Origin of the sequence: Microbacterium oxydans (assembly GCF_000956405.1) — a bacterium.
GTDB lineage: Bacteria > Actinomycetota > Actinomycetes > Actinomycetales > Microbacteriaceae > Microbacterium > Microbacterium oxydans_C.
On record NZ_JYIV01000030.1, the window covers coordinates 307,721 to 322,705 of the forward strand.

The window sequence follows — 14,985 nt, forward strand, 5'->3', positions numbered from 1 at the left end:
TTCCCCGTGGGCGTCAGCTCGCGGGGAACTCGACGCGATCCGTGCACTGCCCGGTCGCCGGCTGCAGGCCCGACTGGATGCTGGCCGAGATCTTGTCGACGATGGTCTGGAAGTCGATCTGCTCACCGCGCTTGATCGTGACCTCCACCGCGGGGTCGCGACCGAAGGTGACGAGGCGCTGGCGCTCCTCCTCCTGGTCGAGGACCAGCCAGTCGACTCCGCCGATGGTGGTGCACACCAGCGCGGAGGGAGCAGGCGGTTCCACGCCGCAGCGCAGAACGACCGTGGGGTCTCCCCACGCACCTGTCGCCTGCGCATCGGTGAAGACGCGATCGAGACCGCCTACGCTCTCCGGGAGCAGGACAGAGACGTTCGCGCATGCGGGATTGTTCGCATCTGCAGCGGGCTCGAGGTGCACGGTGGTCGCACAGCCGGCGAGCACGGCGCTGAGTGCCGCTGCTCCGGCGAGGACAGCGAGGCGACGGGAACGGGGCATGCTTCCAGGCTACCTTTGACAGCATGCCCTCCCGACCCGACGTCGACGATCCACGCCTGGGAGACGTGTCCGAAGGGCACATCCTCCGCGCCATCCTGTCTCGCACGCCGGCGGCGTCGCATGCTCTTATCGGGCCGGGCGACGATGCCGCGGTGATCGCCGCTCCGTCCGGTTCCGTGGTGGCGACGACGGACACTCTCGTGCACGGCCCCGACTTCCGCCTCGCCTGGTCGAGCGGGTACGACCTCGGCTGGAAGTCGGCCGCGGTCAACCTCGCGGATGTCGCAGCCATGGGCGCGCGCCCCACTGCGCTTCTGGTCGCGTTGGCCGTGCCACGCGACCTGCGGCTCTCCTTCGTCGAGCGGCTCGCGGACGGTTTCCGGGAGGCCTGCACCGCGCTCGCGCCGGGATGCGCGGTGGTCGGTGGCGACCTCACGGTGTCCGATGTGCTGACGGTCGCGGTCACGGCCCTCGGTGATCTCGAAGGACGTGCTGCGGTGACGCGGAGCGGCGCGCGCCCCGGTGACGTGGTGGCGATCGCGGGAGAGCTCGGCCATGCGGTGCGTGGTCTCGCCGTGCTGTTCGGGCGATTCCGTGACGGAGGCGTGCCCGTCCCCGTGAATCCTGCTGAGCTCGCACCCGGTGAGAGCGAAGCGGTGATCGCGCAGCTGCGACCGTCACCACCCATCGGCCTCGGCGCAGTGGCCGCGACCGCCGGCGCCACCGCCATGATGGATATCTCCGACGGGTTGGCTCTCGATGCGCGACGGATGGCGGCCGCTTCCGGGGTGACGATCGCCCTCGACAGCTCGCTCCTCGGCGACGATCCGGAGCGCGCCATCGCCGGGGGAGAGGACCACGCGCTGCTCGCCACCTTCCCCGAGGGGCTCCTGCCGCCGGCATTCCGGGTGATCGGCACGGTGCGCGCCGCCGGCGAAGACGATCTGCTGTGCGACGAGCAGCCGGTCGACCTCAGCGGATGGGACCCCTATCGGGACTGGGACTCGGCCGCGGGCTGATCGACCCCATCCGGGTTCTCGTCTTCTGTCGCAGGCTCGGCCCACCACAGGGTCGTGTCGCCGTATGACTTCTCGCGGAACTGCGCCAGGTTCGCTGCGCCGAAGTCCGGAGGCGTTGATCGACGAGCTCTCTCCACGACCACCACGGCGTCCGTGGACAGAAGCGGCGCGAGCGCGATCAGATCGGCGGTCATGGCAGCGTCGTCGAGGTCGTACGGCGGATCGCTGAACACGAGATCGTAGGGCCCCACCGCGCGATGGAGGAACGCCTGCGCCGTACTCTCATGAACACGTCCGCGGGGCAGATTCCCGGCCTTCGAGACGACCTCCACATTGCGTCGGACGATGGCCGCGGCCTGCCGTCCGCGTTCCACGAACTCGACGCTCGCCGCTCCACGGCTGAGGGATTCGAGCCCCAGCGCGCCCGACCCGGCGTACAGGTCGAGGACCCTCGCGCCGGCGATGGCGCTCAAGGACTCCAGAGCGCCGAAAAGCGATTCGCGCACACGGTCGCTCGTGGGGCGGGTCCCTGAGCCCGGCACGTCGAGCCTGGCTCCTCTGGCGCTGCCTGCGATGATCCTCGTCACCCGTTCACGATACGACAGCTCACGTGGCGGTCGTGTCCGTCGTGTTCCCTAGACTCGGAGCATGTCGCTCACGCTCGATTCCTCGTTGGAGGACGCCCTCGGCGCGGCGTCGGCCAAGACGCTCGGTCGGGCCTTCGGCATGAAGAGCGTCGGCGACCTGCTGTCCCACTATCCCCGCCGCTATGCCGATCCGGGGGAGCTGACGCCCATTCGGGACCTGCCGCTCGGCGAGACCGTCACCATCGTCGCCGAGGTGCTGTCGTCGAGCTTCCGGAGGATGCGGAACCGCCCCGGCGCCATGGTCGACGTCGTGATCGGCGACGGCATCGGCCGCATGTCTCTCACGTTCTTCGCGAAGAACGTCGGTGCGGCCGAGTGGCGTTCGAAGGACCTCGCGGTCGGTCGTCGCGGCGTGTTCTCCGGCAAGGTCGGGGAGTTCAACGGCGTGACGCAGTTCGCCCACCCCGAGTACGAGCTGTTCGATGACGAGGATTCCGCCCGCCGCAGTGCCGATGCACGCGCCACCGTGCCGATCCCGATCTACCCCGCGACCTCGGCGATCCAGACCTGGCAGATCGCCCGACTCGTCGGCCGGGTGCTCGACGATCTGGCAGACGCGCCCGATCCGTTGACCGCGGAGATCAGGGAGCGGGAAGAGCTGCTCACCGCCCGCGAGGCTCTGGAGCTCGTGCACCGGCCCCGCACGCGCAACGACATCGATCCGGCCGTGCGAACGCTGCGGATGCACGAGGCCCTCACGCTGCAGACGGCACTGCTCCAGCAGCGCGACGCGATCCGGGCGCTGGCAGCCACGTCTCGCCCCGCGAAGCCCGGCGGGTTGCTCGAACGCTTCGACGCGAGCCTTCCGTACACGCTCACCGCCGATCAGGAGACGGTGGGACGGCAGATCGCGGAGGATCTCGTGGGCGCCTGGCCCATGAACCGTCTGGTCCAGGGTGAGGTCGGCTCCGGTAAGACCCTGGTGGCTCTGCGGGCGATGCTGCAGGTGGCGGAGAGCGGCGGACAGGCGGCGTTGATCGCACCGACGGAGGTGCTCGCGGGCCAACACCTCCGTTCGATCACCAAGATGCTCGGCCCCGATCTCGCCCCGCTGCTGATGCCGACGCTCCTGACCGGCCAGATGCCTGCGGCCGAGCGTCGCAAGGCAGCCCTGCGCGTCGCCTCGGGGCAAGCGCTGATCGTCGTCGGCACCCATGCTCTGCTGGGCGAGAAGACCACCTTCGCCGATCTCGGCCTCGTCGTCGTCGACGAACAGCATCGGTTCGGGGTCGAGCAGCGAGAGGCACTGCGCGCGAAGGGTTCGAGTCCGCACGCTCTCGTGCTGACGGCGACTCCGATCCCGCGCACGGTCGCCATGACGGTGTTCGGCGACCTCGACACCTCCGTGATCCGCACGATGCCGGCCGGTCGTGCGGGTATCGAGTCGTTCGTGGCCCCGCTCGCCGAGCACCCCGGGTGGTTCAACCGGGTCTGGGAGCGCGCGGCCGAGGAGATCGCTCAGGGGCGGCAGGTCTTCGCGGTGTGCGCCGCGATCGACACGACCAAGAAGACGGCAGAGGCGGGTGAGCCGGCGGCGCTCGCTCCGGAGGGAGCGTCAGGACCTCGCTGGGGTGTCGTGCAGCTCGATGAGGCTTTGGCGACGCACCCCACCCTGGGTGGACTGCGGCGTGCCGTGCTGCACGGTCGCATGCCCTCGGACGAGAAAGACGGCGTGATGCAGTCCTTCGCGCGCGGTGACATCGACCTGCTGCTGGCGACGACAGTGATCGAGGTGGGCGTCGACGTGCCCAACGCGTCCACGATGATCGTCCTCGATGCGGACAGGTTCGGCGTCTCCCAGCTGCACCAGCTCCGTGGGCGCGTCGGTCGAGGCGGGGTGCCGGGGCTCTGCCTGCTCGTGACCGAGGCCGAGGCGGACACGATCGCCCGCGAGCGGGTCGACGCGGTCGCCGCCACGCTCGACGGCTTCGCACTGGCGGAGGTCGATCTCGAACTGCGTGGCGAAGGCGATGTGCTGGGTGCGGTGCAAGCAGGCGTCCGCTCTTCGTTGAAGCTGCTCAGGGTCGTCAAGGATGCGGGACTGATCACTCGTGCACGCGAGATCGCTGAGGGCATCCTGCGCGCCGATCCGCAGTTGGCCGATCACCCGGGACTCCGCGACGCCATCGGACGCCGCGTGAGCGACGAGGATCGGGCTGCGCTGGCGAAGAACTGATCCGGAACCGACGTGCCCTAGGCTGGAACCATGAGCAGCCGGATCGCCGTCGTCCCGGGTTCCTTCGATCCGCCCACCCTCGGTCACCTCGATGTGATCCGGCGCGCCGCGGCCCTGTACGACGAGCTGCACGTGCTGGTCGTGCACAACCCGGGTAAAGAGGCGATGCTCCCCATCGCGCAGCGACTCGCTCTGCTGGAGAAGTCGATCGCCGACGACGGCATGCAGGGCGAGATCGTGATCGGTTCGTGGAGCATGGGGCTCCTGGTCGACTACGCCCGCGACGTCAACGCGGGAGTGCTCGTGAAGGGCATCCGCTCGCAGGTCGACGTCGCATACGAGTCGCCGATGGCGATCGTCAACCGACACCTCGCCGGCATCGAGACGGTGTTCCTCCTTCCCGACCCCTCGCACGCGATGGTGTCGAGTTCGCTCGTGCGCCAGGTCGCCTCTCTCGGCGGAGACGTGAGCCCCTTCGTTCCGCCTGCGGTCGCGGCTTTCCTGGACACCGGGGCCCGCGGGATCTGACGCCTCCCGCCTGGGTGCGGGTTCAGGACGAGTGCGGGTATCGGCCGGTAGCATGGACGTGTGCGCTCTCGAATGAACGGCCCTTTCGTGCTCCCCGTCCGTGACATCGTCCGGCGTCCGGGCGAGATGCGGGAACACGAGTTCACCGTGACCCTCGCCGAATCGTGGGGTGAGGGGATCGTGTCGTATGAAGCCGGCTCCGACCTCGATCTCGATGTCCGGCTCGAGTCCGTCCACGAAGGCATCCTCGTGTCGGGAAGCGCCGACGGCGAGTACGCCGGAGTGTGCGGAAGATGCCTCATGGACATCACTCGGCCCGTCGAAGTCGAGTTCCAGGAGCTTTTCGCGTATCCTGGTGAGGAAGAAACTGACTTCGAGGTTCAAGACGACCACGTGGATCTTGAAACTCTCGTCAGGGATGCGGCCGTACTGGCACTTCCTTTTCAGCCGGTGTGTCAGCCGGATTGCCCGGGTCTCGACCCGAAAACGGGTGAACGACTGACCGTGAGTACCGGAACGGAGCAGGCCGCTCCCATCGATCCTCGGTGGAGCGCGCTCCAGAACATCACAGACCAAGACGGCACGGAAGAATCTCGTGCCGCCGAGAAAGAAGAGAGCTAGTCATGGCTGGTAACCCCCCGAAGCGCAAGGTATCCCGTTCCAACACCCGCTCGCGCCGCGCGCAGTGGAAGGCGGCGCCCGTCGCGCTCGTCAAGACCATCGAGAACGGCCAGGTCGTCTACAGCCGTCCCCACCAGGCCAAGGTCGTCACCGACTCGCAGGGCACCGAGCTCTTCCTGGAGTACAAGGGCCGCAAGGTCGCCGACGTCTGAGTCGCGTACCGTGACGGAGGTCCCCGGGGGGACGAGGCCTCTCCCAGAGAAGCTCCGCGTCGAGATCGACGCGGAGCTTCTGGAGTTGGCCCTCACTCACCGTTCCTACGCCTACGAGCACGGCGGCATCCCGCACAACGAGCGGCTCGAGTTCCTCGGCGACTCGGTGCTCGGGCAGGCGGTGACCGTCATGCTCTTCACCACTCACCCCGACCTCGATGAGGGCGAACTGGCGAAGCGACGTGCCAGCGTCGTCTCGACGGTCGCGCTGGCCGAGGTCGCGCGGGGCATCGGCCTCGGCAGTCACCTGCTGCTCGGTCGCGGTGAGGAGCAGACCGGTGGTCGCGACAAGGACTCGATCCTCGCCGACACGATGGAAGCCGTCATCGGAGCCACGTACCTCTCGGCGGGTCCTGACGCCGCCACGGAACTGGTGCTCCGCCTGACGAAGCCGCTGCTCGCGGACCCGGAGCGCTACGGTGCGGCGATGGATCCGAAGACCAGTCTCCAGGAGCTCGCCGCCCGCCTCGGTGCGACTCCTCCTCGCTACTCGGTGGAGGCGAGCGGACCAGATCACGACCGTCGATTCCTCGCTACGGTCAGCGTGGGCGATGTCAGCATGACCGGTGTCGGCAGCAGCAAGAAGACCGCCGAGATGGCTGCGGCGCTCAGCGCCTGGCGCAGCCTGAGCGAGCGTGCCTGAGCTTCCCGAGGTCGAGGTCGTCCGCGCCGGTCTCGCGCCGGCCGTCGTCGGATCCACCATCACCGCGGTGAGCGTGTTCGATGAGCGGGCACTCACGCGTCACGTCGCCGGAGCGGCTGACTTCGTCGCTCGACTCGAGGGACGCATGTTCATCGATGCGTCGCGCCGCGGCAAGTTCCTCTGGCTGCCGCTCGACGACGGGGACTCCGCGCTGATCGGGCACCTCGGCATGAGCGGTCAGATGCTGTTGCGTGCTCCGGACGCGGGAGCCGAACGTCATGAGCGCGTGCGGATCGGCATCGAGCATCCCCGTCACGGCGAGCTCGCGATCGTGTTCGCCGATCAGCGGACCTTCGGGTCCCTTGCCGTCGACGCACTGATCGACGACAGCGGTTCGCGGGTTCCGACCCAGGTCGCCCACATCGCGCGCGACCCTCTCGACCCGGCATTCGACGAACGGACGTTCCGGGCTGCCCTGGGGCGACGGGGGAGCGCGATCAAGCGTGTCCTCCTCGACCAGGGGGTCGTGAGCGGGATCGGCAACATCTACGCCGATGAGTCCCTGTGGGCCGCGCGGATCCATCCGGAGACACCGGCGGATCGGCTTTCGACGCAGGCGGTTCGCAGGCTGCTGGCCGAAGTCCGACTCGTGCTCACCAAGGCCCTTGCCGAAGGCGGGACCAGCTTCGATGCGCAGTATGTCAACGTCAACGGTCAAGCCGGCTACTTCGCGCACTCGCTCAACGCCTACGGGCAGCAGGGCAAGCCCTGTCCACGCTGCGGCACGCTCATCGTGCGCGAGAGCTTCATGAACCGCGGTTCGCACTTCTGCCCGCGGTGTCAGCGGCTGCCGAGATAGCCGCTGACAGGGGCGCCGTGCCCGATCCGTCCCGAAGGTCGCGTTCAGGCGGGCAGGAACGAGCGCTGCAGGAGTGGACGGGTCGCCCAGGTCGTCGCCCAGACGACGCCGATCCCGACGGACACCACGAGCGCGATGGTCAGCAGGGACTCCGGCGCGGTGATCAGCGCGATGCCGACCAACGGGAAGACCAGGATCGCGGCCACGAGCGCCGAGCCGATCGCGGTCACCAGCAGCGGTGACATGATCGCTCGCCGTCGCGCGCGGTCTACGGTCTCGAGAGGCATGCCGAGGTGGTGCAGGCTGCGGTGCAGTTCGTGCTTGTCGAGCACGTCGGAGGCCTGGTTCACCCCGACGGACGCCGCGACCATCAGGAAGGAGCCGATGAGGGTGATGATGAGACCGGTCCGGATGTCGTCGGCGAGCGCCACGTCGGCAGCAGCGGCATCGGAGGAATCGATCATGCTGATGATCGCGACCCCGGTGCCGGCGAAGACGGCCATGAAGCTCGCCATGGCGATGCCGCCCACCTGTCGCCACGCGGCCTTCGGGGAGTCCAGCACGATACGCGCCGCCAGCAGACGCTCCGGGCGCTCGGCTCGACGAAGCTGACCTGATGCGGAGACCTTGAGCACCCACGGGCCGACGAGATTCAACACGGCGAGTGCCGCACCGAACAGCCCGGCGAGGACGACGATCGTCAGCACGAGTCCGCCCACGGACGGGAAGACCTTGATCAGGACGAACGCGATGGCGATCGCGCTCACGGCGAGCACGGCCCGGATCCAGTGGACTTTCGGGACATCGGTGCGCGTGCGGACACCGAGTGGCGAGATGACGACGCGGCGGAGACCGATGACCGCACTCGTGGAGGCGAGAGCGAGGACGGCGGCCACCACGACGGCCGTCTGCGCAGGTGGAAGGACGACGGCGCCGAACCCCAGAGCCTCGCCGCGGAAGGGGATGAGGCCGATGAGCGGGCTGATCGCGACGTGCGCGACGATTCCGACGAGGGCACCTGCCGCAGCGACGAGCACGGACTCGGTCACCGTAGCGATGGTCACGCCGGAGGGTGACACCCCGAGCAGGCGAAGGGTGGAGAGTCGTTCGTCGCGTCGACGAGCGGAGAGTCGGGCGGCCGCTCCGCCGACGGACATCAGCGGGACGACCAGCAGGACGAGGGCGATGGCCGCAAGCGCTTGGTACAGAGGAGCGAACTCGTCTGTCCACCCCCAGAACGACTGTGCGCCGCCGATGACCGTGAGCACGAGGGTCGTGACGACGGCGAACGCGACGACGGGCAGGACCAGCACGCCGCCCTGACCGGGAGCGGGACGCAACAGGAGGGCCAGCACATTGCGGTTCACGCGGTCACCGCCGACGAGATGATCCGTCCGTCGCGCACCGCGATCGTGCGCGTACACCGGGCTGCGACGTCGGCGTCGTGCGTGACGACGACGAGTGTGCGGCCCTGCCCGGTCGTGGACCAGAGGAGCGCATCCATGACCTCCGACGACGTGGTCGAGTCCAACGCCCCGGTGGGTTCGTCCGCGAAGACGACCTCTGCGCCGGTGGCCTGCGCGCGCGCGATCGCGACGCGTTGCGCCTGCCCACCCGACAGCTCGCCGATCCGGCGGTCCTCCATCCCGGCGAGTCCGAGCGCTGCCAGCCAGGAGGCGGCGTGCTGCACGGCGTCCTGACGGCGGACGCCGTTGATCATCGAGGCGAGCGCGACGTTCTCCACCGCCGTCAGCTCGGGGATGAGAAGGCCCTGCTGGAAGATGAATCCGAACCTCTCGCGTCGCAGTCTGGAGCGCGCGGACTCGCCGAGCGCGGTGACCTCGATGGCAGTTCCCTCTGCGGGACGGAAGACGACCCCGCCGGCGTCAGGACTGGTGATCCCGGCCAGGACGTGGAGGAGCGTCGTCTTGCCCGACCCGGAGGCTCCCATGATGGCGACGGACTCACCTCGATGGATGGCGAGGTCGACGCCGGCGAGAGCGCGTGTCGACCCGAAGTTCTTGCTGAGGGCGTGGGCTTCGATCACGGGGATGTTCATGATTCCAGCCTCTCCGTCCCGCCCGGCCCGGTCGTCGCCCGGGCGGATGACCGTGCGGGCTCGACGTCATCCCGGAGAATGAGATCGAGCCCGCATGCGTGTCAGAGCTTCCGCTGCCACGCTCCGGCGTAGGAGACCGGCACGAATCCGATGGTCTCGTTGATGTCCAGCATCGGCCGGTTCTCCTCCGCGTTGAAGGTGGAGACCACAGGCGATTCCGGCATCAGATCCCGCCAACGAAGCAGATTGGCGCACTTCACGATGGTTCCCAGACGATGGCCACGGTGGTCCTTGCTCACCAGCGTCCCGAACTGGTGCGTCACACCCGTTCGGTCGGCGGCGATGAGCAGTTCGTTGTACGCCACGATGGCCCCGGTCGGCACATGCCGGACCGCCGCCACGGAGACGGCCTGGCCGGCGCCGAGCAGTCGCGCCTCGCGCCGCACCACTCGCTCGGCATCCCAGACCTCTGCGACGAAGTCCATGTCTCCGCTGGGTGCATCGGCGGAGAGGCGGGCGAGCACAGCGGCGAATCCAGCCCTCAGCTCCGGAGGAGTGGGCATGTCCCATTCGAGCAGCGCATAGTCTTCGCCCGCCATTGCGATCGCATCGTGCAGCGCCGTGCGAAGCGGTGCCGGGTCGCGTCCGAGGTCGTACTCGCTGTTGCGTTCGACCTGTTCGAGGACATAACCACGCGACGCGACGAGGTCGGAGAGCGGCGTCGAGGGAATGCGCCCCCACCCCGTGCGCGGAACCAGCATCCGCTCGCTCTCCTCGGGGCGGTGCAGACTCCAGATCTGCAGGACGCTCCGGTCTCGCGCACGCGCTTCGGCCTCCGCCCGGTCGAGAAGCATCTCTTCCACGCCTCGGCCCCAGTAGGCCGAGGGGACGAGCAGGTCGATCTCTGCGGCATGCGCATCGGCCTCCTGGGCGAACGACATCGTCACGATGCCGACGATCTCGCCGCCGGCTCGTGCGACGAAACCCACGTCGAGCGCATCGGTGTCGTCCTGCCAGTTCGGCAGCATCTGTGCAGCGTCAGGGGCGAGATCGGGGAGACCCACCTGCTCATCGCAGACGAGCCGGTTGATTTCGCCGAAGGCGAGGAATTCGGCGGCATCCGCGCTCTGCAGGGTGACCGGGACGATCAGCGGTGTGATCGTCGTTTCCATGGTCTTCATTCGTGTTCTTCCGTCCGGGGTGTGCAGCTGGGGGATCGTGGTGCTGACCGCGCCCGCTCGCGGATGATGCGGGCGGGCGCGGTCGCGGAGCAGTTCGTCATGGCCCTCTGCCGACCTCAGCGCATGCCGCGCTGCATGTCGTACGTGAGCAATGCGTTCGACTCTGCAGCGGAGCGGTGACGCTGCTCGCCGAGCAGGAACAGATCGGCTGGATCGATACGCGGACCGCGACGCGGACGACGCGGACGCTGTGCCCTCTGGAAGAGCCAGAGGCCGATCCTGAGGGAGAGGCGATCTGTCATCGACAGGCGACGCAGCTCGTCGGGACGAGGGATCTGGAGGACCTCGCGGTCCTCGATATCGGGCGGGTGGATGTCGCTGCGATGCAACGTGGTGTTCACGGTGATTCCTTCGGAAGTGACGGTGATGATGGGTGCGGAAGCACCGCACGTCGGCTGCGGATGCAGCGGAGAACGGTGCGGGAGAGCAGACATCGATGGGGCCGAAGAGGCGGCCATCCGATGCGGGAAGTGCCGAGACCTGTGGCGCAGATCTGCGGAGGGGGGCGCGAGAGAACCGGACGGACAGGACCGACGAGGGTCCGGAGAGTCGGGGTGCGGTTCTACGAGAGAGCGCTCGTGCGGACGCCGGCGGTTACCGAGAACGCAAGGCGCGGCGCGAAGTGCGCGGGCGCGGCGAGGCCAGTGGCCTGTGCGTTGAGCTGAGTCGTAATCATCGGTAACCTCCTTTCGTGTGGCGATCCGGAGGAAACGGTAGCGAACACGCGCGAGCCACGTCAAGCACATGTTGTTCCGCTCGGCGTGTCGCCGGGCTCTCGAGTTACCCGTCATCCCGCGCGGGATGACGCTCCAGGCCCGGAATTCCGGTAGCGTAGCCGCGTGATTCTCCCCGGACGAGCGGTGGCCGCATGCATCTGAAGAGCCTGACGCTCAAAGGGTTCAAGTCGTTCGCGCAGCCGACGAGCTTCGTGTTCGAGCCGGGGGTCACCTGCATCGTCGGGCCGAACGGTTCCGGGAAGTCGAACGTCGTCGACGCACTCGCCTGGGTGATGGGTGAACAGGGGGCGAAGACCCTGCGCGGTGGGAAGATGGAAGACGTCATCTTCGCCGGCACGTCGACCCGTGGCCCTCTCGGTCGAGCCGAGGTGCAGCTGACGATCGACAATGCGGACGGTGCGCTCCCGATCGACTACGCAGAGGTGACGATCAGCCGTACTCTGTTCCGCAACGGCTCGAGCGAGTACGCCATCAACGGCGAGGGCTGCCGTCTCCTCGACGTGCAGGAGCTGCTGAGCGACTCGGGACTCGGCCGTGAGATGCACGTGATCGTCGGTCAGGGCCGTCTGGACACGGTGCTGCAGGCATCTCCCGAGGACCGTCGCGGCTTCATCGAAGAAGCAGCGGGCATCCTCAAGCATCGCCGTCGCAAGGAGAAGACGCTCCGAAAGCTCGATGCGATGGAGACCAACCTGACACGGCTGAGCGATCTCGCGGGCGAGATCCGTCGACAGCTCAAGCCTCTGGGTCGACAGGCCGAGATCGCTCGCGAGGCGCAGACGATCGCCGCAGTCGTGCGCGATGCGAAGGCGCGCATCTTCGCGGATGACGTCGTCGCTCTGCGCGCTGCTCTCGCTGATCACACCCGGACCGAGCACGAGCGTCACACCGAGCGCCTGGTGCTGTCCGATCAGGCGGAGACGGTGCGCGCGAGCATCGCACGCCTCGAACAGGATCAGAACTCGGTCGCCGTGGACCAAGCGCGCAGCGTCGCGTTCGGGCTCGAGCAGGTCCAGGAGCGGATGCGCGGGCTCTACACGCTCGCGAATCAGCGGTTGGCGCTTCTCGGAACCGACGATGATGATGCTGCGATCACCGCGATCACCGTGACGCAGTCCACGATCGATGAGGCGAGGGAAGAGATCGACACGATCTCCGCAGGGCTGGGGGACGCTCAGGATGCGGCCGTCGCCGCGAGCCGCGAGGTCGTGCACGCTCGCGCGGAACTGGACACCCTCGATGTCGACATCGCCGAGCAGAGCGCGCTCGTCTCCGAGTACGACATGCGCCTTTCCGCGCTGAGGGGATCCGCCGATGCTGCGGCATCCGCCCTCGCCGCGGTGCGCGGGGCCGTCCTTCGGCAGGAGAACGCGCTCGAAGCCGCTGACGCACGTCGCCGGGAAGCGGCGGACGCACTCGAGTCCATCGACGATGCCGAAGCGCCGGAAGGCTCGGCGGCCGAGCACGCGGCGGCCTACGAAAGCGCACAGCGGGCTGCCACAGCGGCGGAGACCGAGCGCGAGTCGCTCCGGGAACGTCTGCACTCGGCGGAGCGTGAAGTCGACTCGTTGACCGCGAAGGCATCCGCCCTGAGCAGCGCCCTGGCGCTCTCCGGCGGTGCAGCCGAGATCGTCAGGGCGGGCGGCCAGGGCGTCCGCGGTCTCGTCGGCGACGCGGTGCAGGTGCAGGCGGGATACGAAGCGGCCGTCGCCGCTGTCCTGGGCCCGCTCGCGGAGGGTGTTCTGATCGACACCGCTGACGATGCCTTCGCGATGGCGGCGGAATCCTCGCACCAGCGCAGGGGAGTGGTCGACTTCGTGATCGCGGACGCGCCCCGGTCTGCGGCAGCGTTCCCCGAACTCTCGGGAGTCACACCGGCCATCGACGTCGTGACCGCTCCCGACGGCGTGCTCGGAGTACTCTCGCACGTCCTGCTCGCGGATGATCTGGGAGCAGCCCGCGCTGCGAGAACCGCGCTCGATGCGATGGGGGACACCGCGACCACCGTCGTCACCGTGGAGGGTGACGTGATCACCGCGCACACTCTGCGGACGGGCTCGGGAGGGGAGCGCTCCCGCCTGGAGCTCGCGGCCGAACGCGATGCCGCGACCGAACGCCTCTCGGAGATCCGGATCGTCGCGGACTCGCTCCGAGAGGCTCGTCGGGACGCTGACGAGGCGGTCGAGACGACGAGGCGGCAGGCCAAGGACGCGCTTCGGGCGCTTCGGGAGCACGATGCTGCTCTCGCCACGCATGCGGAGCAGGTCAACCGGATCACGGTGCGCCACGAATCCGCTGTCGCGGAGTGCGAGCGACTGGAGACCGGGCTCGCCCAGGCGCAGTCTGCGGTCTCGGAAGCGGAGCAGAAGGCGCAGGCGACGAAAGCCGCTCTCGATGACGCGATCGCGTCGCCCAGGCCCGTGCTCGATGCATCCGCACGGGACGGACTCCTCGAGGCACTGGAGCTGGCGAGAGAGGGCGAGGTGCGGGCTCGGCTCGAGGTCGAGACGCTGCGGGAGAGGGTCCGCGCGGCGCAGTCGAGGGTCACGAGTCTGGAACGACAGCGTGAGCACGAGCGAGAGGCTGCGGCCGAAGCAGCCCGACGCGCGGTCATCCGTCGCGCCCAGCGGGAGTCCGCCTCTGGGGTGGCGGACGAGCTGCCGCGTATCCTCGATTCGCTGGATCGTTCGGTGACCGAAGCACGACTCGCGCTCAAAGAAGCAGAGGCCGCTCGGTCGGCGCAGAACCAGGAACTCGTCGGTCTTCGCGCCCAGGAGACCTCGCTGCGCGAACGCCTCGCCGGGCTCACCGAGAGCGTCCACGGTCTCGAGCTGCAGATCCACGAGAAGAAGCTGCACCTGAACAGCCTGCTCGAGCGCGTCTCCTCGGAACTGGCGCTGGACGAAGATATTCTCATCGCGGAATATGGCCCCGACCAGCTGGTCCCACGCGACCCGATCGCGGGATCCGCAGATGGGGGAGACGACTCAGCCGACGCGGCGGCGATTCCTTTCGATCGCCGCATCCAGCAGCGCCGTCTGGCCGAAGCGGAGCGCAAGCTCACGCAGCTCGGGCGAGTCAACCCACTCGCCCTGGAGGAGTTCGCCGCACTGGAGCAACGGCATGCCTTCCTCACGGAGCAGCTCGCCGACCTCACCCAGACGCGACAGGATCTGCTGACGATCATCGCCGACCTCGACGAACGCATGCAGACGATCTTCGCGAGCGCCTTCGAAGACACGAAGGAGGCGTTCGGTCAGGTGTTCCCGCTCCTGTTCCCCGGTGGAACGGGCAGCATCTCGCTCACGGATCCCGACAACATGCTGACGACCGGCATCGAGGTCTCGGTCCGTCCGGTGGGGAAGAAGATCGAGCGGCTGTCGCTGCTCTCGGGCGGGGAGCGGTCGCTCGCCGCCGTCGCGCTGCTCGTCGCCATCTTCAAGGCTCGGCCGAGCCCGTTCTACATCCTCGACGAGGTGGAGGCGGCTCTGGACGATGCGAACCTCGGTCGCCTTCTGACGGTCTTCGAGCAGCTGCGCGAGAGTTCGCAGCTCCTCGTCATCACCCATCAGAAGCGCACGATGGAGATCGCCGATGCCCTGTACGGCGTCTCGATGCGGCAGGACGGTGTCTCGGCGGTCGTGGGGCAGCGGGTCGGAGACAGGGCCGCAGCTGCGGTGTGATCGC

At 68.3% G+C, this 14,985-nt stretch carries 14 protein-coding genes; 8 read left to right on the forward strand and 6 right to left on the reverse strand.

All coding sequences use genetic code 11. From position 1 onward, the window contains the following. Window positions 1-13 precede the first annotated feature (13 nt). Entirely contained in the window at window positions 14-496 is a 483-nt protein-coding gene (locus RN51_RS16825) for a DUF3515 domain-containing protein (RefSeq protein WP_045265182.1), read from the reverse strand. Window positions 497-519: 23 nt separating this feature from the next. Here RN51_RS16825 and thiL point away from each other — a divergent pair, with 23 nt between their 5' ends. Continuing rightward, window positions 520-1,515, forward strand: a complete 996-nt coding sequence (gene thiL / locus RN51_RS16830; RefSeq protein ID WP_045265183.1) for a thiamine-phosphate kinase — start codon at window positions 520-522, stop codon at window positions 1,513-1,515. Here the strand turns inward: thiL and rsmD are convergent. Beyond that, the gene (gene rsmD, locus RN51_RS16835; protein ID WP_045265184.1) at window positions 1,485-2,102 is read right to left on the reverse strand and encodes a 16S rRNA (guanine(966)-N(2))-methyltransferase RsmD; all 618 of its coding nucleotides are present in this window, start codon (window positions 2,100-2,102) and stop codon (window positions 1,485-1,487) included. The genes thiL and rsmD overlap by 31 nt on opposite strands. Before the next feature lie 61 nt (window positions 2,103-2,163). On the opposite strand from rsmD, the gene RN51_RS16840 reads away from it, so the two are divergent. From RN51_RS16840 to mutM, 6 genes are all read left to right on the forward strand, one after another. Next, on the forward strand, window positions 2,164-4,338 hold the full coding sequence (locus RN51_RS16840; protein WP_045265185.1) for an ATP-dependent DNA helicase RecG: 2,175 nt from the start codon (window positions 2,164-2,166) through the stop codon (window positions 4,336-4,338). 30 nt (window positions 4,339-4,368) lie between these two features. After that, window positions 4,369-4,866, forward strand: coding sequence for a pantetheine-phosphate adenylyltransferase (coaD, locus tag RN51_RS16845; protein WP_045265186.1), 498 nt, complete (start codon window positions 4,369-4,371; stop codon window positions 4,864-4,866). 72 nt (window positions 4,867-4,938) lie between these two features. Then, window positions 4,939-5,487: a YceD family protein gene (locus tag RN51_RS16850; RefSeq protein ID WP_045265187.1), complete on the forward strand. Its 549-nt coding sequence runs from the start codon at window positions 4,939-4,941 to the stop codon at window positions 5,485-5,487. Between the two features lie 2 nt (window positions 5,488-5,489). Further along, window positions 5,490-5,699: a 50S ribosomal protein L32 gene (rpmF, locus tag RN51_RS16855; protein ID WP_017830754.1), complete on the forward strand. Its 210-nt coding sequence runs from the start codon at window positions 5,490-5,492 to the stop codon at window positions 5,697-5,699. A 10-nt stretch (window positions 5,700-5,709) separates the two neighbouring features. After that, window positions 5,710-6,402, forward strand: a complete 693-nt coding sequence (gene rnc / locus RN51_RS16860) for a ribonuclease III (protein ID WP_045265188.1) — start codon at window positions 5,710-5,712, stop codon at window positions 6,400-6,402. Beyond that, window positions 6,395-7,261, forward strand: a complete 867-nt coding sequence (gene mutM / locus RN51_RS16865) for a bifunctional DNA-formamidopyrimidine glycosylase/DNA-(apurinic or apyrimidinic site) lyase (RefSeq protein WP_045265189.1) — start codon at window positions 6,395-6,397, stop codon at window positions 7,259-7,261. The genes rnc and mutM overlap by 8 nt, the downstream gene beginning before the upstream one ends. A 44-nt stretch (window positions 7,262-7,305) precedes the next feature. Here mutM and RN51_RS16870 read toward each other — a convergent pair whose 3' ends face one another. From RN51_RS16870 to RN51_RS16885, 4 genes are all read right to left on the reverse strand, one after another. Continuing rightward, window positions 7,306-8,628: an FtsX-like permease family protein gene (locus RN51_RS16870; RefSeq protein ID WP_052674775.1), complete on the reverse strand. Its 1,323-nt coding sequence runs from the start codon at window positions 8,626-8,628 to the stop codon at window positions 7,306-7,308. After that, window positions 8,625-9,320 carry an ABC transporter ATP-binding protein gene (locus RN51_RS16875; protein ID WP_045265190.1) on the reverse strand — a complete coding sequence of 232 codons (696 nt, stop codon included), beginning with the start codon at window positions 9,318-9,320 and terminating at the stop codon, window positions 8,625-8,627. Before RN51_RS16875 ends, RN51_RS16870 begins: the two co-directional genes overlap by 4 nt. Before the next feature lie 101 nt (window positions 9,321-9,421). Beyond that, the gene (locus RN51_RS16880) at window positions 9,422-10,492 is read right to left on the reverse strand and encodes a GNAT family N-acetyltransferase (RefSeq protein WP_045265380.1); all 1,071 of its coding nucleotides are present in this window, start codon (window positions 10,490-10,492) and stop codon (window positions 9,422-9,424) included. A gap of 125 nt (window positions 10,493-10,617) precedes the next feature. After that, the gene (locus tag RN51_RS16885; RefSeq protein ID WP_045265381.1) at window positions 10,618-10,902 is read right to left on the reverse strand and encodes a hypothetical protein; all 285 of its coding nucleotides are present in this window, start codon (window positions 10,900-10,902) and stop codon (window positions 10,618-10,620) included. Window positions 10,903-11,429: 527 nt separating this feature from the next. Between RN51_RS16885 and smc the strand changes: the two genes are divergently transcribed. Continuing rightward, the gene (smc, locus tag RN51_RS16890) at window positions 11,430-14,981 is read left to right on the forward strand and encodes a chromosome segregation protein SMC (RefSeq protein WP_045265191.1); all 3,552 of its coding nucleotides are present in this window, start codon (window positions 11,430-11,432) and stop codon (window positions 14,979-14,981) included. Window positions 14,982-14,985: the final 4 nt, after the last annotated feature.

What these genes read in the sequence shown, in the direction of transcription:
- RN51_RS16825 (WP_045265182.1), bottom strand. Translation starts at nt 496, where the DNA reads ATGCCCCGTTCCCGTCGCCTCGCTGTCCTCGCCGGAGCAGCGGCACTC.
- thiL (WP_045265183.1), top strand. Translation starts at nt 520, where the DNA reads ATGCCCTCCCGACCCGACGTCGACGATCCACGCCTGGGAGACGTGTCC.
- RN51_RS16840 (WP_045265185.1), top strand. Translation starts at nt 2,164, where the DNA reads ATGTCGCTCACGCTCGATTCCTCGTTGGAGGACGCCCTCGGCGCGGCG.
- coaD (WP_045265186.1), top strand. Translation starts at nt 4,369, where the DNA reads ATGAGCAGCCGGATCGCCGTCGTCCCGGGTTCCTTCGATCCGCCCACC.
- RN51_RS16850 (WP_045265187.1), top strand. Translation starts at nt 4,939, where the DNA reads ATGAACGGCCCTTTCGTGCTCCCCGTCCGTGACATCGTCCGGCGTCCG.
- rpmF (WP_017830754.1), top strand. Translation starts at nt 5,490, where the DNA reads ATGGCTGGTAACCCCCCGAAGCGCAAGGTATCCCGTTCCAACACCCGC.
- RN51_RS16875 (WP_045265190.1), bottom strand. Translation starts at nt 9,320, where the DNA reads ATGAACATCCCCGTGATCGAAGCCCACGCCCTCAGCAAGAACTTCGGG.
- RN51_RS16880 (WP_045265380.1), bottom strand. Translation starts at nt 10,492, where the DNA reads ATGGAAACGACGATCACACCGCTGATCGTCCCGGTCACCCTGCAGAGC.
- smc (WP_045265191.1), top strand. Translation starts at nt 11,430, where the DNA reads ATGCATCTGAAGAGCCTGACGCTCAAAGGGTTCAAGTCGTTCGCGCAG.